Origin of the sequence: Paenibacillus graminis (assembly GCF_000758705.1) — a bacterium.
GTDB classification, from domain to species: domain Bacteria; phylum Bacillota; class Bacilli; order Paenibacillales; family Paenibacillaceae; genus Paenibacillus_AQ; species Paenibacillus_AQ graminis.
The window spans coordinates 1472292-1492086 of the sequence record NZ_CP009287.1 but is presented as its reverse complement, the minus strand read 5'-3'; the positions used below and the strand labels follow the sequence as shown (position 1 = coordinate 1492086).

Below are 19795 nucleotides of genomic sequence, written 5' to 3'. Positions count from 1 at the left end.
AATAATAGTTACAATAAAAATGTAGCATACTCTCTGCCACGCATCAAGTAACTAGCAAATTTATATTTTAACTGTTACAATCAGTGGAAAGTGATGTAGCGGAAGGAGGGATGCGCTGTGTTGTGGGATGATTTCATTAACAGCTACTGGAGGGATTGGCGGACAGGCGACCGCAGCAAAGACAAGGACAAGCTGCAAGATCAGGAGTGGCTGGCCGCCTGGCTGGAACAGCATTCACTGCGGGCAGAGCTGCCTGTTAAGCCTAAACAGCTGGAGCAATTGCAGCAGCTAAGGAGCTTACTGCGGGAAGCGGTACAGAAGCTGGTGAAGGGCTGTCCCTTGGACCGGGATCTGCTGGAGCGGATGAACGGTTATATGTTGATGGGACCGGTCATTCGGCAGGTTGCCTGGAATGCGGATGGTAAGGCGGAAATCTCCTTTCTGCCGCAGCGCTCCGATTGGGAGCAGGTGATGGCGGAGATCGCGTCTTCTTTTGCCGCTGCGCTTGCGGAGAAGGAAACCTCCCGCTTTCGCATCTGCGAGAATCCGGATTGCCTCTGGGTCTATTATGATGATACCCGGAACCGTTCGAAACGTTATTGCGATGATAAACTGTGCGGCAATCTGATGAAGGTGCGCCGTTTCCGGGCACGTAAGAAGGCAGATATGGAAGAAAACTTTTAATAGCAGATTATGTAAAATCCAAAAGCCGCGCTGACCCGGAACATTCGCCGGGAATTTGCGCTATGTAAATATCGTGGATGCATAAGGAGTCCGGACTTTGTTTTTCCCCTCGTGTTTGGCGGCATAGAGCAGGGCGTCCACTTCCTCAAACAGCAGTTCTTTGGTGTTCCCTTGGGAGTAGCTTTTAAGTCCGATACTTACGGTTACCGCCGCTCCGTCCATTTCTTCATGCGGGGTTTCGGAGAGCCGGAGGCGAATCTTTTCCGCTATCGCTTCAGCTTCTTCAAAGGTCTTTTCAAAAAAGAGAACGGCAAATTCCTCCCCGCCATAACGGGCTGCAATATCCGCCGGTGATGTAATGTCCCGTATAGCTTTGGCTACCCTGGACAGAATGATATCCCCTGTACGGTGTCCGTATTTGTCGTTGATCAGCTTGAAATTATCAATATCAATCAGGGCCAGATGAAACGGTGCGCCTTGATCCCCATACTCCAGCGCCCTGTCGTAGAACTCATGGAAGGAAATATGATTGTACAAATCCGTCAACGCATCGGTCGTCGACAGCTTGCGCATGATCGCGTTCTCAATCAAGAGATCCTGCTTCGCCGTCAGCGATGCCTCCAGATCACTGACCAGCTCACGCCCGTTAATAATCATAATGCTGGCCACCAAAGTGCCGACGACAAGAAAAATCGGGATGGCAATCAGATCAAACGAACTAAAAAAATACTTAAACCAATAATCCCATCGGTACATCACAAAAAAAGCGACAGCTTGCAGCGCAAATGTAAAAAAGGTTAAATCCAGCCGGTAAAAAATCGCCGAAGCGAAGATCGGCAGCAGCATAAGCGCCGCAATAATGCGGATATCCATATTCAGATGGATGATGATCATAGCAATAATCGTACCAGCCATAAAAAGAGTGAGGAATGAATACTTGGAGACACGGTGGTCGATCCACTGGGCTATGCCCACAACCGCTCCCATCAGCAAAGTCGGGTACAGCAGAACCCCATAATAAAATTCATGCGCCCCCCTCTCATACGGGAGAAAAGTATAAGCCGCAAGCTGGGCCAGAAAATGCAGGGCAATCACAAGCCAATAGGTCTGCAAAAAACGTTTGATCCACTTCGCCTGCCGGTAGGCCGAGGTCCCCGAAGGGCTCATGAACTCTCGTAATCTCAACACGGTCACCTGCTGAATTTAGATTGGACTATTACAAGACAAGTCACAATATTTTACCATGATGTCAGGTGGTTTAGATACTTGTTAGTTTTAATAGGGGTATTAGGCTGCGGGTTGTATGGATTTGAAACTATCTCCTTCGTTAGGAGGGACGGCACTAAGCCGGTGTAATGGGATTATCCCAAATTTTCATTCTACGGTCTGGCCGCTGAAGCATCGTTCTCAAATAGGGTAACGAGAACCCGCTTGATCTTCTCCGCATCTTGTTTTGAGAACCTTGTCTTTTTAGCCATTTGTGTATTAATACTTCAAGCTCTCTTAGATATGAATCAGATTTCCCCTATTATTGGTTTTCCCCCTCAAACAAAAAGATGAACCATACCACACCTAAGGAACATACGTTTCCTTCATTATAACAGCACAATCAGGAAAAATCCGGCATTGTCTGGAGAACAATCGAGCACTTTTTTACAGTTTCTGACCAACATCAGTCAAACCTTCAACAGCCCACATATCTTTAGATGGTGTGGACTGTTAGTTTCATCTTGACGCTACTTGTGAAGACCTATAGAAATAGCAAAAAATATCAAGTTCAGGTTCTCGAGTGGGTTCATAATATTTATGAAAGGAACGGTGCTGTATATGGACAAAACAAAAGTTTATTTTAAAAATTTTATTGGTACAAGCTATGAAGTTGGAACACAAATAGGACAATGGGCTCTCTCAACTCCAAGTTTGCTAAAACAGGTTCTTTTGCCGCCTAATGCTTATCCACATGACAAGTTTACAAAAATTAAGGATTTGCTGGATATGTATTGCCAAGGTATCAATGAAGAAATAAAGGGCTTTTCAGATACGATTGGGGTATCATCAGAGCAGGCACTTTTTTATGCCATGACCTATTTAGAACGTGGATGCAGCCTAATGGCAGTATTACCAAGCAAGTCAAAAAGCGGTCATACATTAATGGCCAGAAATTATGATTTTAACAATGAAATGGAAGAAATGTGCTTCGCCTTTACAAATATCAAAGGTAAATACCGCTATATTGGTTCTACATTGAATCTTTTCGGCAGATGCGACGGTATGAATGAACACGGCCTTGCCGTTTGTAAAGCAAGCAACGGTTTACCTGTAGGCAATTTTGAAGGAGGGCAGAAAGCTGGAGCAACAGGTTTTAGCTTCTGGGTTGTGGTTCGGAGTATACTGGAAAACTGCAAAACCGTTCAAGAAGCAATGGAATGGACAATGAGCGCACCTATCGGATATAACATTAACTTGATGTTAACTGACAGCAGTAACAAAATAGCGTTGCTTCAATGCATGGACGGACACAAATCCTATAAGTTATTAGATGAATATAGCGAGGAAGCATTTCTAAGTGTTACAAATCATGCGTTATTAGAAGATATTAAGCCCTATCAAAAAATGACAATTGAAAATTCGGTAGTACGAAACAATAAAATTGTTGAGATGTTTACAGGAAAGAAACAGATCTCAAAAAAAGATATGAAAACTCTTTTGTCCACTTCATATCCAGACGGTCTCTGCTGCCACTATTACAAAGAATTTTTTGGCACATTACGCTCTATGATATTTGATGTAAATGATAAAACTATAGAAATGACATTTGGATCTCCACAAGTTAATGAATGGCAAACCTTTTCTGTGGGAGCGTTAGAAATGCAAGAAGTTGAAGTGTTGTTGCCGCAAGAAAAAGCCAGACCTGACTTTTATAAAATAAGATGATAATTATAGAGAGGAGGAAACCTCATTGGTCAACAACAGAGCAATAGGAAAAGCGATTGTATTTATTGAAAATAGTCTGTACGAGCCTATCGCCGCGTGTGATGTGGCTAAAGCGGTTTCCTACTCTTATTATCATTTCCATCGGTATTTTCAGGGCATCATGGGGGAAACGATAGGGAGTTACATAAGAACCCGGCGTTTAACACAAGCTGCATGGGATTTGGTACATAGTGAAAGAAAGATATTAGATATCGGAATTTCCCTTTATTTTGAAACAGCAGAAAGCTTTACAAGAGCTTTTAAAGACCGGTATGGCATAACCCCAACAGAGTATCGAAACAATGGGATAGACGTCTTGATAGGAAACAGGCCGCCAGCGCTAATTTCCGATAATAGGGTACATCCATATGCTGATTTAAGCCCGCAAATTGTTACAGTTCCAGAAACCTACACTATGGGTATTCGCTTCATCACAACCATTAGCGGAAATGAAAGCATTGCTATGTGGCAGCTCTTTAACCAGCAGATTCCTGATACATTTGTGGGTACAAGATACGGTATTTTTGAAGCCGGTGAAACTTGTTCTTCAGATGTATTCAATCCTCGAAGCGAAACCACAGCGTTTGTAGGAATTGAATTTCCTAAAGGGCAGCCTACTCTTAGATGTATGGAAAGAAAAAAACTATGCGGCGGAAAATATGTAAAGTTTATTCATAAAGGAACAGTAAAAGACTTAATGCAGACCTATCATTATATTTGGGGCGTTTGGTTTCCGAAAAGCGGCTATGAACTTGATAACCGTGATGACTTTGAATGTTATACTGAACGATTTGCAGGAGAAGACGTAGAAAGCTCTGAAATTGATATTTACTTTCCGATTAAGTAGAAAATCTAGACTTTCCGCTTCCGTGTCAGTTCACAGAGATTGGTGGTCAACAATCAAAGCCTGCTGCTTATTTTCATGTCGTTTATTAATGATTTATCTTTAGGTTTAGCGTGGGCTCAAGTATGGCCACCCGGAATCATCAGTTTGCCAGTAGGCTCTATGTTCCGAGCATTTTTTACCAACAATTCAGCTGGAGGAGGAGCGACCATCCCGGTAGGTGATGCAATCCAGGCCTTTGTCCATTTTCAATCCACGCTCCTACATAAGGAGCGACATTGGGATTCTCCTTTCTCCAGATCTTCAAAGTCATTTCAATCCACGCTCCTCATAAGGAGCGACGCCCCCAGCCGCCTGCAGTAATTACCGGCAATGGCGAAATTTCAATCCACGCTCCTACATAAGGAGCGACCGCGATTTCGCACTTAAAAACAGTATAAACCCCTTTTTCAGCTTTCATAATGTAATAATTTAGGTGCGAAGGATCCGGGAATTTCATGTGTGCTACATACAAACAATATCTGTCCCAGCTAAGCCCGTTCCCCCTTCACCCCTACCCCTGCAGCGCCTTCCGCACGCTCAGAATATACCTCGCCTGATCCAGGGGGTTCACGCCCCGACGGGTGCGCTCGGCCCGGACATCCGGCGGGCATTCTTCGTAGCCGGCAAAAAAGGAAGTGAACGTGCTGCGCCCATTCGTGTAGGAGCTTAAGCTCACGGGATAATCGAGTGAGGTTGCCAGCGGCAGCCGGCCTTCGATGATCATCCGCTCGCCTTGCAGGACGGGCGGCTCGAAGGTGCCGCGCATCTGCACGAGATCGTTCATGACGCGGCCGCCGTTCTCTTCGGGCACGACGATGCGGACCTGGAGAATCGGCTCCAGCAGCTTGGTGCCGATCCGGTTCAGTCCATCCATGATCGCCATCGGCGTAGCCACCGCAAAATCCAGCGGATGCGTATGCCACACATGATGCTGCCCCTCGGTCAGCGTCACCTTAAGGTCTGTTACCTCCCAGCCGTACAGACCCTGCATTAACGCCTCCGGCACGCGGCGGGCGGTTTCGTTCTGGTATTGCGGGAGCAGATCGGAACTGCGGACCAGCGATTCATAGCGAAGCCCGCTGCCCGGCGGCCCCGGCTCAATCCGGAACCGCAGAATAGCCCAGCACGGCTTGGGCATCAGGTAGGCGACATAGCCTTCACCCGCGCGGCTTGGCGTCTCCCGATAGATCACCGAGGGCTGGCCGAAGGTAACCTTCAGGCCGTATCGGCTCTCCAGCACACTGTCCAGAATTTCCAGCTGAATCGGACCCATGACCTTGATGTGCAGCTCCCGCTCATCCTGAAGCCACTGGGTATCGAGCAGCGGGTCTTCATCAGCCAGCTCCTGGAAAGCTCCGATGACCTTATGCTCATCCACAGCCGCCTCCCAATGCACCCGCACGGTGAGCAGCGGCACAGCCAGCTTCGCTTCCTGCGGAATCGCGTCCGGAACGCCCAGCACGTCACCGATTCTTACCCCGGACAATCCGTAGACTACGGCGATATCTCCGGCCTCCAGCGCGCCGACATCCTCCGTGCGCCCGCCTTCTACCTTGCGGATCTGCGTGACCTTGCCTTGAACATCCTGCGTATAATTCAGCACCGTATCCCGGTTGCGGACCGTTCCTTGATAGAGGCGGACGAAGGCCATGCGGCCCATGCTTTTGTCACGCTGAATGCTGTATACGATGCCGGATACAGGCAATTCCGGATTCCCGCCGGCACGGGGGAAATAATCGGTCATCGCGTCCAGCAGCTGCGTAATGCCAAGACCTTTAGCTGCCACGCCGTAGACGAGCGGGAACCATTTTCCGGCGCCTGCTCCCGCCTTCAATTGTTCCTTCCAGGCTGTCAGATCAAGCGGAGTCCCCGACATATATGTTTCCAAAAGCGCCTCGTCCCGTTCCGCCAGCGCTTCCAGTAGCTCTGTCCGCGCCGCAGGGTCCGCAGCTTCTGCCCATAGGTCCAAGGCACCGGTATAGTTCTGCTCTTGTCCAAGCGCCTGCTGGACCGGCAGGATATCACCGGACAGATACGTTCGCGCCTGAGCCAGCACAGCTGCTGGGTCTGCGCCGGCCCGGTCCATTTTATTCAGAAAAATCAGTGTTGGAATCCCCAGCTTGCGCAGCGCGTTCCAGATCATCTCGCTCTGGGCCTGCACGCCTTCAACCGCCGATAAAATAAGCACCGCACAGTCCATCACCCGCAAGCTCCGTTCCACCTCGGACAGGAAATCGACATGCCCCGGTGTATCGACCAGATTCACCTGCACGCCCCGCCACTCGAACGATGCCAAGGCCGCACGCACGGAAATCCCCCGCTGGCGTTCCACCTCCATGGAGTCGGTCAACGCCGTTCCGCTGTCCACACTGCCCACCGCCTTAATGCGGCCGCTTTCATAGAGAATATGCTCTGTAGTTGTGGTCTTCCCCGCATCAACATGGGCAAAAATCCCCACATTGATCCGTCCCGTCCCCTGCTGCTGAACCATCTATGTTCTCCTGTCATGAACTGAATTTATGATCAAAGCGCTACCATTCCTAAGTGTACAGCGAAAGGGCGCCGCTGTTCAATCCTCACCGCATATCCTCACTGCTTACGCTCACCGCATCAAAACACTGGTTCATCCCGGGGGCACAGGGTATGTAGTTACTGAAGTGCTAAAATATCGCGTTACGTCACAACCCCAACAGCTGCTCCCGAAATCAGTTTTGCACATAGTGATAATTAGGAAAGTTAAGCTCAAAAAAACTTTTAGGAGGAATCGTTCATGGCAGACAAACGTTTGAAAGATAAGATCGCAGTAGTCACCGGAGGTGCTTCAGGGATCGGCAAGGCCACGGCAATCCGTTTTGCCCAGCATGGGGCTGCAGTATATATACTCGATCTTACCCCTGAGAATCTCGCAGAGACGAAACAGGAGATTGAGTCCATTGGCGGCACGGCCGCAGTCATCCAATGCGATGTCTCCAATCCCGGCCTGGTGGAAGAAAGTATCAACAGGATTGGCGGCGAGAACGGGCGGATTGATGTGATTTTTGCCAATGCCGGGATTAACGGAACGATGGCACCCATCGAGACCCTGGAAATGGACGATTGGGATCAGACCATCCATACGAATCTGCGCAGCACCTTTGCCACTGTCAAATACGCCATCCCTTATATGAAGGAAAACGGCGGCAGCATGATCATCACCAGCTCGATTAACGGCAACCGGGTATTCTCCAACATTGGCGCATCGGCCTATTCGACCTCGAAGGCTGGACAGACTGCTTTTATGAAAATGGCTGCACTGGAGCTGGCCCAATACGCCATTCGCGTAAATGCCGTGTGCCCCGGTTCTATTGACACCAATATTGGAAAGAATACTTATAAAAGCGAAGAGCTGGAGGAAGTACAAATCCCCGTAGAATTTCCGGACGGCAATCACCCGCTGGAGCAGGCCCCCGGCAAACCGGAGCAAGTCGCCAACCTGGTGCTGTTCCTGGCTTCGGATGAGTCGTTTCATGTTACCGGCACGGAGATTTTTGTGGACGGTGCGGAATCGCTGCTGCGCGGATAATTTCTCTGCATTGCATTTTTTTGGAGTGGACCTGCAACCTTTCCACGCTTTCCGCCATCTAAGAGAATAAGAGGTGAGGCACAATGAATAAATATTCTTTCCAGATGAGCGCAAAAAAAATGACTATTGCGTGCGGCATTCTGGCGGCAAGCGTATCTTTTGGAGCATCGGCTTTTGCTTTTTCCGACATCAAGGGAGATCCCGCTGAGTCGAAAATCAACGCACTGCATAACAAGGGAGTCGTTAATGGAGTGACTACGGACAGATTCGCGCCAAAATCGAAGGTTACCTTTGCCCAAGGCATCCAGTTTATCGTGAACGGCCTGCAGTTGTCCCCGAAGGCATCGGGCGGCAATAGTACAGTTACGTCTAGTGTATATTTTGACAAAGTAAAGGATAAGGCCTGGTATGCATCCGCTTTCCTCATTGCGAAGCAAAACGGTCTGACCCTGGATAAGTCGGTTGATCCGAACGCTGCGATGACACGTATCCAGTTCGCCCACTTGATGACCCAGGCTTTGCAGAGCAAGGGGAACTTCCCGGTAACGCTGATGTACGCCGATATCTCAGATGGCAGCAAGCTGTCCAATGCTGAGATGAACAGCCTGCAAATTCTGGTGAACACCCGTTTGGTGACACTGGAGAAGAACAATACCTTCCGTCCAAATGATGCGGTGACCCGTGCGGAAGCTGCCGTCTGGATCTATGACGCTGCTGAGTTTGCTCAAACGGTGATTACCCCAGGGGTGACACCTCCGGATGAGGGAAGCGCAGCTCCTGCTCAGCTGTATGAGGGTTCAGTAACTCTGGAAAAAGCCGGCCAAGGCGTAAACAAAGCTACACTTACCGTCAACGATCTGCCAAACCCGGGGTATGGACTGGTTATTAACCGGATCGAATTCGGCAAAGATAAAACGGCGGTCATCTATTTCAGTGTAACCAAGCCGGCCCCGGGCAAAATGTACCCGATGGTCATCACCAAGGGAACCGCAGTAACGTATCTGCCAGAAGGTTATACCGCAACTGCCAAGTCCCTATCCGCTGCTCCTTCATCCTCCGGTTCCAGTGTAAGATAAGCCGCAATTGGAATGGAAGGGCTGGCTCGGGTTGCAGGCCCGAAGGCAGCTGCTAAAATAGGCCTAAAAAGACCGCGCCCCCTGGGGGCACGGTCTTTTGGCGTGAATCAACCTGAAGGAACATTTCTGAAGAGGCACTGACCTGCCGGACGCTGAGCATGGGTACCAGTTCGAATGGTTCCGGGCTCCAGTGCATTGTTTGCAGAAAACACACGCGGATAAGCCCGTTTTAGACAAAATAGCATATTCTCAGTCCGGGATGAGTCCGGATGAGGCCTTTTCGGCAAAAGAGCAGCTATCTGCCGCACCTTCCCAGCTCAGGGTGTCCATTGATCATGGACAATGCCTACGAGAGCGCGGTCCTCGCCCATCTTCTCGAAGACCAGGCGCAGGCTGCGCCAGTCCATGCCTTCTGCGGAAGGGTCCACACCGGCAATATGATACTCAACGAAGTCGTAACTGTCCTTGGGGTAGACTTCGTTGATATTATTCAAGGTTGTTCCCTGCCCCAGCCCCTTATTCAGAGCCGTTTCAGCCTTATTCATGAAGTCAGCGTCATATACAAACCGCTTGAAGTATTCCGCAAAGGTCAGCTTGATGACCTCCCCTGAACCGGCAAATTCACGCCATACGTACGGTTTAGAATCTTTCATCAGCCCCTTCAACTGATCTCTGGTGAATACCAGATCAGTGGCCGTATCTACATAAGCGTAAGGTGAAAAACGCACACCTTTGTCGGGGTGCGCCCAGGATGCGAGGGTCTCCATATCGCCTCTGCTCAGTGCTCTCATCACTGTGGACGCTGCTTCCATAGCTGTAGGCGGCATCCCTTCCTCCGGTGCGTCCGGAGCCTGCGGCACCTGGCTCCCTGCCGGTTCCGAAGATGCCGGCGCTATGCTTGCTGATGCGCTCGGCACTACGCTTGGTGAGGCGCTCGCTGATGCACTCGCCGCTGCGCTTGCTGACGAGCTGGGCGAAGGCGAACCCTGAGTTTGCTCCGGCTCCGCTTCCGGCGCTGAATTGCAGGCCGCGAGGACCAGCATTAGAGCGGCCAGGGCGGAATGCCCCAATATTTTTTTTACAGTAATCATTGAAAATCCCTCCTTATGCTGCTGTTTCTCTCTCTGTATTTAGACGTCCGCAGCTGGATTAAAGTTGCATATGAACCAGATCTGCCCGAAAAAGACAAGTGTCTCTGACAGCAGCATTAAAATCCGCTATACTTTTGTTCAGATGCACAACAACTTTAATATAACGGGTCAGCCGTAAGGAGGACCCAACCGGTAGTTACCCCTTTGGCGAAGGAGGATGTGAATTGTTCCAGCTTTCGGAGAGTCAGGCCCAGGAGATCGTGGATAAAATGATGATGGACATCCCATACAATATTAATATCATGAATGCAGACGGGATTATTATCGGCAGCGGCCGAAGAGAGCGGGTCGGGACGGTGCATCAGGGAGCGGTCCAGGCGCTGTCCACCGGCAGAATGGTTGAAGTCTGGGAGGACAGCCGTTTTGAGAAAAAAGGTACCAATGAGCCGATTGTGATCGGCCATACCCGTGTGGGAGTCATCGGCATCTCCGGAAATCCGGATGAGGTCCGCCCATTTTGCAATATTGTCAGAACTACCGTATCCCTGTTAATTGAGCAGCGCAACAGCTTGGAGACTCAGGCCCATGAAGCGAATCGTAGAAAGGCGTTCCTTGAATTGCTGCTGAATCATCAGGGAGCCTATTCGCAAAAGCTGAGAAAAGAAGCGGCCCCGTATCAGATCGACCTGCTGCTGAAAACCGTGGTCCTGTACATTAAGCATTTCAGTGCCGGGGCAGACCCGGACAAGCTGCTGCTGCGCTACCCTTCATTTGCTATTGATGAAGAGACGCAGCTGCTTATTTTACAAGAATCAGGCGATCCCGGGCCGCTGATCCGCGAGCTTTTGCAGGGCCAGCCCCAAGTGCTGATCGCCGCCGGCAGGCAGGAAGCGAGCATAGCGGAAAGCTACCGCCAGGCCAGAGCCGCAATGAATATTCTGCTGGCGCTGAAGCCCGCTTCACAGGTCATTGCGTTTGAGAACGTGGAATTTCTGGTGAAGCTGAGCCACGCCCCTTTGGCCCCGTTTAACCCCACAGCCAAGCTGGAGGATGCCGTGGATATGATAGAGACGCTTAGAAGCTTCATTAACCATAATTGCAGCGTCTCCCATACCGCCGATGACTTGAATATCCACCGCAACACGCTGCAATACCGCCTGAAACGGATTCAGACCCTGACCGGAAAAGATCCGCGCAATCTGCTCCAGCTGTTCGAGCTCACGCATGGCCTGCTGGCGCTCTACAAGTAATGCCGCTTCACACACTAAAGCGGCCCTGAAGTGAACTGTCCAGGGCCGCTGTCTTTTACGCTATCCGTTTAGTTTCAGAATTCTCGCAATATTCTCACAGGTCCGCTCGACGTTCTGCGGCCCCTCGGCCAGCAGCTTCTCCAGGCCGGAGGCCCCGGGGACGATGCCGAAGATTGCCGTGAAGCCCTCCTCATACAGGGCATCTATGCCCTCGCCGATATAACCGGCGACAGCGATGACCTTTTGTCCGCTGGCTTTGGCAGCACGGGCGACACCGTAGGGAGTCTTCCCGAACTTCGTCTGAAAATCAATGCCGCCTTCACCTGTGAACACCACATCGGCACCCGCCAGCTTTTCCTTCAGGCCGGTATATTCAATCACAATTTCAATCCCCTTCTGCAGCACAGCCTGGGTAAAGATCAACAGCCCCGCTCCCAGCCCTCCGGCAGCACCCGCACCGGGCAGATCACGCACATCCTTGTGAAGCTGCTGTTTCACAACCTCCGCATAATGGGCCAGACTGACGTCGAGTTTTTGCACCATTTCCGGCGTAGCTCCCTTTTGCGGGCCAAACACCCGGGAAGCTCCCTGCTCACCGCACAGCGGATTCGTCACATCGCAGGCAACAATCATTTGTACATGCCGGAGGCGTTCATCCAGCGCAGAAATATCTATATTAGCTAGTCTGTCCAGACTGCCGCCGCCCCGGGGAAGTTCCGCTCCGGACTCATCCAGGAACCGGGCCCCGAGCGCCTCGGCCATGCCAGCCCCCCCGTCATTCGTCGCGCTGCCGCCGATGCCGATGATGATCTTGCGGATGCCCCGGTCCAGGCACTCCCGGATCAACTCTCCGGTGCCGTAAGTAGTGGTGACCATGGGGTTCCGGGTTTCCTTCGACACCAGATGGATGCCGCTCGCGGAAGCCATTTCAATCGCCGCAGTGTGTCCGCCGCCAAGAATGCCGTATTTCGCCGCAACCTTTTGCCCGAGCGGTCCGGTCACCTCTTTATAATGAATTTCCCCGCCCGAAGCATCGACCAGGGACTGTACGGTTCCTTCCCCGCCGTCAGCCATCGGCACATGAATATAATGAGCAGCCGGGTAGACCTTCCGCAGCCCCTTTTCCATGGCGATGCAGACTTCTTTGGCAGTCATGCTTTCTTTGAAGGAATCCGGTGCCAGTACAAATGTTTTTTCTTTTTCGCTCATATCCTCACCCCACCCATATATTAAAGCCTAGACTCTACAATAAAAATCCGTAAATGACCGTTGCCGCAACCGCCATCGTCCCGCCAACCAGCGCTTCATAGGGAATCAGCCCCATCCGCTGCTTAATCGACATTTTCATGCTGTCCGCTGTGACATGGAAGTAATTGCCCTGCGGCAGGGAGTCGATGACCGTTGCTCCGGTATGCACCATGACCGCTGCAGCCAGCGGCGCCGTGCCCATATTCAAAATCGCTTGCCCGAACGAACCCGTCGCCAGGATAACCCCCGTCGAGGTGGAGCCGGTAGCAGCGGCCATCAGGATACCGGAGATCGGTGCCAGGAACGTTCCCGAAATCCCCGCCGCCTGGATCAGGCTGACGATCTGCACGGACAAGTCGGAAGCGGCAATGAGTCCGGCAATCCCTCCGGCACCTATCAGAATCAGCACCGTTGCCGTCATTTTATTGAGGCCGGATGAGGTATAGGCCAGAATTTTGTTTCCCTGGCCCATGGCCAGGAGGCCAATAATCCCGGCAACCGGCAGAATGTACAAGGCATCCACCTTAATGCGGGAAAGAGCATCAATGCCCGTGATCGAGCCGATCGGATTGATCATCAGCAGAATGACCGCAACAAGCGGTGCCACGATAGCTTTGCCGAGCGGCGGATATTTGGAGGTGTCAATTTCGTTGTATACTGCTTCCGCGTCCAGCACCTTCACACCTTTATTTTTCAGAAGAGAAGCTACGATAACGGTTACAATTAAACCGCAAACCGCCGGAATGAAGCCGGCCAGCATCACATGGCTCAGATCCAGGTCGAACCCCCGCGCAGCGGCAATCGTATTCGGATTGGGGGAGATGATATTCCCTGCTTTCCCGCCGCCGGAGAGTGCGAGCAGCAGCGCCGTTTTGGAGATTCCCATTTTATTGCCTACAGATAAAGCAATCGGTGCCACTATCAGTACGGCTACGGGTATAAACACTCCCACCGCTGTAATTATCATCGTAGCCAGAGCCAGCGCCAGAATGGCCTTGCTCCCGCCAAATTTCTTCACGATGGCCTGGGCCATCGTTTCGGCCGCTCCGGATTCCATCATCACCCCTGCCAATACACCGGCGGCAAGCACGCGCAGGACCGTACCCATGACGCTTTGCGTACCGCTTACAAGTACACTGACCGTCTGCTCCAGATTGGCCCCGCCAATCAGCGCACCTGCGATAGCCCCCAGAAATAAGGAGTAAACCGGATTCAGCTTTCTCAGGATCAGAATAATCGCGAGCGCCAGTCCTGCCAGTGCCCCATACCAGCCTATTGTTAAACCTTCCATTGTACAGCCCCCTATAGCTCTTGTTGAACACGCTTTCAGTATAAAGGCTGCCCTCATTAAATAATATTGATGTTCGGACGAAATGTATTGTGCAGTTGACCAAAGAAAAACCTCCCGATCATTCAGCCACAGGCCGAGATTAACGGGAGGTCGTCTTCTGTAATGTGGGCATCATACGCTAAAGCGGGACCGCTTGTCTTGTTGCAGAGTTCTACAGTTCCATATAGTATCTGGTTTCTTCGCTTACAATGTGAAAACCAACCGATTGATACAGGGCCTGGGCAGAGTCGTTGTCGGTTCCGGTGATCAGTGAGGCGGTTTCAAGCCCATGCCCCTGCAAATATTTCAGGGCTTCAGCCAGCAGGAAGCGGGCAATGCCGCGTCTTCTCCACGCTTCCCGGACGAACACATCCTCAATAACGCCACCCGCATCTTCCTGCCAAGCCATCACACTGGCAACCACCGTCCCTGCTTCCCGGGCAATAATGGCGGTCCACAGCGGGTGCGCGCGATATTCAGCAAGCCGTTCCGCTCCAATCGGCGCCTCCGGCCACACCTCTGATTCCAGCTTCATGTACCGGTTCTGCTCTTCACGGGTCTCCATTCCCCAATGTGTCCAGTCCAGTCCATCAGGAAGCGGCATATCCACAACGGGCTTCGTCAAGTCACATTGCATGCTATACAGACTATGTAAATACCGGTAGCCCTGCTGCTCCTGAAAATAACGGTGATAGCCCGTTTCAGCCGAATAGTTCCCCACACACAATAGTGTGCCGTGACCATCCGGCAGCGTCTCCTTCATAGCATAAGCCCGCGCCAGCAGACGCTCATACACACCATTCAGCAGTTCCACGTCCTCTTCCCTGCCCGGCACAACCTTCAAATTGATAAAAATCTTATGCTTATTCTCCGGCGCACTTTCAGTTGGAATGATATTGAATACCCCAACCTGGCCTTTGGCCACCATCCGGTTTCCTTCAAAAGCGCAAAACACATTGACAACATTCTCTTCTTCGCCCACCCACCAAAAGATCACAGGACCGCCTGCCGTCACCGCCTGATAAAACTCACCCAGCGCTGCCATATCTTCCTGCCTAAAATTCCGGATCACAGTTTCATTCAATGCTTACCCACCTGTCTTATATTTTTTCCAAATCGTAACATGGAAGCAAGAGGACAGAAAGATGAAAAATAATTATAACCATTCAGTACTGTGAACAATATACGGCTGCACCGTCCTTCACTGAACGGCGTAGCCGTTTATAATTTCAGTTTAGCGTCGCCTGGCGAACCCTTTACGAATCCTTCGGCCATACCAAGTGGAAAAAGGGCAGCTAATTTGCTCATACACCCCATTTTCCGCAAGCGAAGTGGAAAATGGGCAACTAATTTGCTCGTACACCCCATTCTCCGTAAGCGAAGTGGAAAAGGGCAGCTAATTTTGCTCATTCCGTTCCTATTAATCTAAAATAGCCCAATTAAGTTTCCTTTTTCCACTTAAATCTTACATTTGCTGATTTTGGGGAGAAATAAGCTCCCTTTTTCCAACTATATAAGTTGAACTTTTGTTTTACTTTGTGGGGTATGGTCGCCACTGCGGGGAATGTTTGGACTTCCAGCCGCTGTTGTCGTAAGAATTTTTTGATTTGAACCGGCTTTAGCGGTTGAAATCCGGTGACAAAGGCGGACGCTGCCGCTCTGTAAGTATCTAAACTTCCCCTCCGCACTTCTACCCTTTTATGAATTCTTTAAGTTCAACTTCTATAGCATTGCTCAGCTAATTTTTTGAAAGGCGCTATTTGTAATAAAAGGGGGCAAAAAGGGCTCAAGAAGGCTACCAACTTCGACTGGATTTTTTACCCTTCTGGGTAAATCTGCTGAATTCACTTCTACTTAACCCAACTTTGTGTACATCTTGTCCATAAGTAAGGGAAATCATAATTTCCTAACTAACAAAAAAACACCTGCCTCGGAAGTCGAAGCAGGTGGCTTAGGGGTGCGGTTTATTTCGCGCCTCCATCATTGCCGCTCGGCGGGCGCATGGTCAGGCTGACCCGGCCTTTCTTGAGGTCGACGCCCAGCACCCATACGGTGACATTGTCTCCCACGGAGACAACGTCCATCGGATGCTTCACGTAGCTGCCGCTAAGCTGGGATATATGCACCAGCCCGTCGTTCTTGATGCCGATATCGACGAAGGCGCCGAAATCGATCACGTTGCGCACAGTTCCCTGCATTTCCATACCGGGAACCAGGTCTTCGATCTTCAGCACATCCGTGCGGAAGATCGGCAGCGGCAGCTCCTCGCGCGGATCGCGGCCCGGACGCTGCAGGCTCTCCAGGATGTCGCGCAGCGTAGGCACGCCGACATCAAGCTTCACCGCCAGCTCAGCGGCATCCTGCGCCTGAAGCTGTTCGGCTACTTCTTTGCTGCCGAGCGAGGCCACATCGAGCCCCAGCTCGCGGAATAGACGATCCACTACCGGATAGGATTCCGGGTGGATGGGCGTACGGTCCAGCGTGTTGTCGCCGCCGGGAATACGCAGGAAGCCGATGCACTGCTCATAGGACTTGGCGCCAAGGCGCGGTACCTTCTGCAGCTGCTTCCGGGTCGTGAACTTGCCGTTCTCCTCGCGGAACTTCACTATATTCTTGGCAATGGTCGCATTGACTCCCGCCACATAGGACAGCAGGGAAGCCGACGCGGTATTCACATCGACGCCGACGTGGTTGACCGCCGATTCTACGACGCCTTTCAGACTTTCCTCCAGATGCTTCTGGGAGACGTCATGCTGGTACTGCCCGACACCGATCGCCTTCGGGTCGATCTTCACCAGCTCCGCGAGCGGGTCCTGCACGCGGCGGGCGATGGAGGCGGCGCTGCGCTCCGCCACATCGAGGTCCGGGAACTCCTCCTGCGCCAGCTTGGAGGCAGAATACACGCTGGCTCCGGCCTCATTGACAATGAGGTACGCCAGCCCCGGATCGCCGATCTCTGCGATCACCTCGGCGGTGAACTGCTCCGTCTCCCGCGAGCCGGTGCCGTTGCCGATGACAATGAGCTGGATGCCATATTTGGCAATCAGCTCTTTGAACTTCGCCGCCGCCTCCCGCTTCTTGTTGTTTGGCGGCGTCGGATAGGTGACCGCCACCTCCAGCAGCTTGCCGGTGTCGTCCACCACGGCCAGCTTGCAGCCGGTGCGGTAGGCCGGGTCGACGCCCAGCACGTTTCGCCCCTTCACCGGCGGCTGCAGCAGCAGGCTGCGCAGATTTCCGGAGAAGATGGAAATCGCTTGCGTTTCCCCCTTTTCCGTCATCTCCCCGCGCACCTCGCGCTCCACGGAAGGCGCGATCAGCCGTTTGTAGGCATCCTCGGTCACTGCTTCCAGCAGTTCTTTGACCGGAGATGGCCCCTTCACCAGCTTTCGCAGGATAAAGGCATGAATCTTGTCAGCCGTCACTTCTATGCCGACCTTCAGCACATTTTCCCGTTCGCCGCGGTTGATGGCGAGAATGCGGTGCGGCGGCATTTTATGTACCGGTTCACGGTAATTGTAATAGTTCTCGTAGACACTCTCCTGCTCCGCATCCTTAGCTTCCGAGACCAGTATGCCTTGGCTGGCTGTATACTGGCGGACCCAGGAGCGGATGGTAGGATCGTCGGCAATGTTCTCCGCGATGATGTCCATCGCACCTTGAAGAGCCAGCTCTGCGCTCTCCACACCTTTTTCGGCATCTATATATTTAGCGGCCTCCTCTAGCGGTTGGCCCTGGCGGCGCTGCTCCATTACCCAGTCGGCCAACGGCTCCAGACCCTTCTCCTTGGCGACACTGGCGCGCGTCTTGCGCTTCTGGCGGAACGGGCGGTACAGATCCTCCACTTCCTGCAGCTTCACCGCCTTCAGAATCTGCTCCTGCAGCTCTTGGGTCAGCTTCCCCTGCTCTTCAATGCTGCGGAGCACATCCTTTTTGCGGTCCCCGAGATTGCGCAAATAGCTGAGCCGCTCTTCAATATCGCGCAGTACGTTCTCGTCCAGCTCACCGGTCATTTCCTTGCGGTACCGGGCGATAAAAGGAATCGTATTCCCCTCATCCAGCAGCCCTACCGTAGTCCGTACCTGCTTCACACTGATGCCAAGCTCCTTGGCTATCGCCTGTGTGATCGTTTCCTGCTCCTGGCGGGCCAGCGCCTCTTCAGCTGCCGGACCCGCTTGATTCGTATCCACCGTCAATGAAATCCCTCTTTCCGTACACGGTCTGTGTTCATATAGTCTACCTAAAATAGTATCACAGATTAGCCCCGTGCCAAAATCCTGAGAAGATTAATCGCTATGATTCGCTTGCAGGTCCGGGCGGCTCATCCGTTTTCCTGAACCGAGCGACAGCAAAAAGCAGAGAACGAGTACAAGCGCGGCCACAGCATACGGAAAGTTGATATCGAGGTCGAAGAGGACTCCGGCAACAATGGGTCCGGCAATATTCCCTAGACTTGTGTAGGCGGAGTTCATGCCCATCACGAAGCCCTGCTGGGACTCTACAGCCATTTTGGAGAGCTGCGTGCCGACAGCGGGCCGCAGAATATCCATCGCAAGAAACACAATGAAGGTTACAGTGACAATGGCCCAGTAGCCATGCACAAATAAAGTCAGGAAGATGGACAGGCCGGAAATAAGCAGTGAAGCCGAAATGACCTTATTTTCCCCAAAACGATTCAGAATCCAGCTGAACGCCGTAACCTGAATCACTGCTCCCGAAATCGAACCAAAGGTTATCACAAAGGCAATATCTTTGGGTGTGAAGCCAAACTTATGATCCACAAACAATCCGAATACTGTTTCATAATTGGCAAGTCCAAAGGACAGCACAAAGACGATCAGCAATCCGAAGAAATAAGGCTCGCGGTAGGAACGTACCAGCTGGGAAATAAGCCTGTCTTTATTTTCCTGCATAGGCTTGACTGTGCCCAGCTGTGCGGTTAAACGTGATTCCGGCAGTACGATAAGGGTCATCACAGCAACAAACGCCGCTGCCCCCGCAGCTGCGAAGAAGGGCACACGGATGCCAAGCTCAGCCAGATAGCCGCCGAGTCCCGGTCCAATGATAAAGCCGGTGGTAATCGCCGCATTGATCAGCCCCATGCCTTTGGCCCGTTCCTCCATAGAGGTCGTATCCGCCACATAGGCCATGACCGCAGGCATAATCATTGCCGCTCCGGCCCCTCCCAGCATTCGCGACGCAAACAGCAGCCAGCTTGACTCGGCAAGACCAAACAGCAGCTCAGACAGCGCAAATACTACCAAACCGCCGACAATGATTTTTTTGCGGCCCATCCGGTCGGACACCCCGCCTGCAAAAGGGGACAGAATCAGTTGGGTCAGCGAAAAGGCTGCCACCAGCAGTCCGACAATGCTGCCTCCGATCCCCAGCTCATTCATATATGTGGGCATAATCGGCACAACCAGTCCGATCCCTGTAAACGCCAGAAAGATATTCAGCATCAGGAGCAGCATTGCTCCCCGGTTTCTAAGTAATAATTTCATTTGAGTAACCTCCGTATTCCCAGAACCCATTTCTTCTATCTTTGGTGTTCCTTTAAGTAAAAAAATAATAAACCAATAAGACCGACCATCCGGTCTATTTATATGCAAAAAGAAAATTACCCGGCTGGCGATAGATACGCGAAAATATTGCGCCTTCATGCCGAAATCAAAGGTACCTTTACCTCTCATTCCGC

14 protein-coding genes and 1 pseudogene are annotated in these 19795 nt (G+C 51.7%); 6 read left to right on the top strand and 9 right to left on the bottom strand.

The features are described 5' to 3' along the window. Nucleotides 1-117: 117 nt before the first annotated feature. Nucleotides 118-684, top strand: a complete 567-nt coding sequence (locus PGRAT_RS06360) for a CGNR zinc finger domain-containing protein (RefSeq protein WP_025704962.1) — start codon at nt 118-120, stop codon at nt 682-684. Between the two features lie 60 nt (nt 685-744). On the opposite strand, the gene PGRAT_RS06355 is transcribed toward PGRAT_RS06360, so the two are convergent. Together PGRAT_RS06355 and PGRAT_RS34230 are read right to left on the bottom strand one after the other, a co-directional pair. Next, entirely contained in the window at nt 745-1869 is a 1125-nt protein-coding gene (locus PGRAT_RS06355) for a GGDEF domain-containing protein (protein ID WP_238326779.1), read from the bottom strand. Between the two features lie 197 nt (nt 1870-2066). Next, nucleotides 2067-2177, bottom strand: a pseudogene (locus tag PGRAT_RS34230) (type I-C CRISPR-associated protein Cas7/Csd2); the annotation flags it as partial. A gap of 334 nt (nt 2178-2511) precedes the next feature. Here PGRAT_RS34230 and PGRAT_RS06350 point away from each other — a divergent pair. Both PGRAT_RS06350 and PGRAT_RS06345 read left to right on the top strand, forming a co-directional pair. Continuing rightward, entirely contained in the window at nt 2512-3618 is a 1107-nt protein-coding gene (locus PGRAT_RS06350) for a C45 family autoproteolytic acyltransferase/hydrolase (RefSeq protein WP_025704960.1), read from the top strand. Nucleotides 3619-3643: 25 nt separating this feature from the next. Continuing rightward, nucleotides 3644-4504 (top strand): AraC family transcriptional regulator, encoded by an 861-nt coding sequence (locus PGRAT_RS06345; protein WP_025704959.1) that lies wholly within the window; start codon nt 3644-3646, stop codon nt 4502-4504. A gap of 550 nt (nt 4505-5054) precedes the next feature. Here PGRAT_RS06345 and PGRAT_RS06340 read toward each other — a convergent pair. Next, a complete protein-coding gene (locus PGRAT_RS06340) occupies nt 5055-7034 on the bottom strand; it encodes a GTP-binding protein (protein WP_042266215.1) in 1980 nt (659 codons plus the stop codon). A 279-nt stretch (nt 7035-7313) separates the two neighbouring features. On the opposite strand from PGRAT_RS06340, the gene PGRAT_RS06335 reads away from it, so the two are divergent. Together PGRAT_RS06335 and PGRAT_RS06330 are read left to right on the top strand one after the other, a co-directional pair. Beyond that, on the top strand, nt 7314-8105 hold the full coding sequence (locus tag PGRAT_RS06335; protein ID WP_025705178.1) for an SDR family oxidoreductase: 792 nt from the start codon (nt 7314-7316) through the stop codon (nt 8103-8105). A gap of 83 nt (nt 8106-8188) precedes the next feature. Then, entirely contained in the window at nt 8189-9181 is a 993-nt protein-coding gene (locus PGRAT_RS06330; RefSeq protein ID WP_025705177.1) for an S-layer homology domain-containing protein, read from the top strand. A gap of 317 nt (nt 9182-9498) precedes the next feature. Here the strand turns inward: PGRAT_RS06330 and PGRAT_RS06325 are convergent, their stop codons facing one another. Next, the gene (locus tag PGRAT_RS06325; protein ID WP_025705176.1) at nt 9499-10272 is read right to left on the bottom strand and encodes a hypothetical protein; all 774 of its coding nucleotides are present in this window, start codon (nt 10270-10272) and stop codon (nt 9499-9501) included. A gap of 224 nt (nt 10273-10496) precedes the next feature. Between PGRAT_RS06325 and PGRAT_RS06320 the strand changes: the two genes are divergently transcribed. After that, nucleotides 10497-11522 carry a CdaR family transcriptional regulator gene (locus tag PGRAT_RS06320; RefSeq protein WP_025705175.1) on the top strand — a complete coding sequence of 342 codons (1026 nt, stop codon included), beginning with the start codon at nt 10497-10499 and terminating at the stop codon, nt 11520-11522. 60 nt (nt 11523-11582) lie between these two features. On the opposite strand, the gene PGRAT_RS06315 is transcribed toward PGRAT_RS06320, so the two are convergent. The 5 genes from PGRAT_RS06315 to PGRAT_RS06295 form a co-directional block, all read right to left on the bottom strand. Further along, nucleotides 11583-12731, bottom strand: a complete 1149-nt coding sequence (locus PGRAT_RS06315; RefSeq protein WP_025705174.1) for a glycerate kinase family protein — start codon at nt 12729-12731, stop codon at nt 11583-11585. A 34-nt stretch (nt 12732-12765) separates the two neighbouring features. Further along, nucleotides 12766-14061 carry a GntP family permease gene (locus tag PGRAT_RS06310; RefSeq protein WP_025705173.1) on the bottom strand — a complete coding sequence of 432 codons (1296 nt, stop codon included), beginning with the start codon at nt 14059-14061 and terminating at the stop codon, nt 12766-12768. 211 nt (nt 14062-14272) lie between these two features. Beyond that, nucleotides 14273-15184, bottom strand: a complete 912-nt coding sequence (locus PGRAT_RS06305) for a GNAT family N-acetyltransferase (RefSeq protein WP_025705172.1) — start codon at nt 15182-15184, stop codon at nt 14273-14275. Between the two features lie 880 nt (nt 15185-16064). Continuing rightward, nucleotides 16065-18248, bottom strand: a complete 2184-nt coding sequence (locus PGRAT_RS06300; RefSeq protein ID WP_179945398.1) for a Tex family protein — start codon at nt 18246-18248, stop codon at nt 16065-16067. Nucleotides 18249-18383: 135 nt separating this feature from the next. Further along, the gene (locus PGRAT_RS06295) at nt 18384-19601 is read right to left on the bottom strand and encodes an MFS transporter (RefSeq protein WP_025708973.1); all 1218 of its coding nucleotides are present in this window, start codon (nt 19599-19601) and stop codon (nt 18384-18386) included. Nucleotides 19602-19795 lie beyond the last annotated feature (194 nt).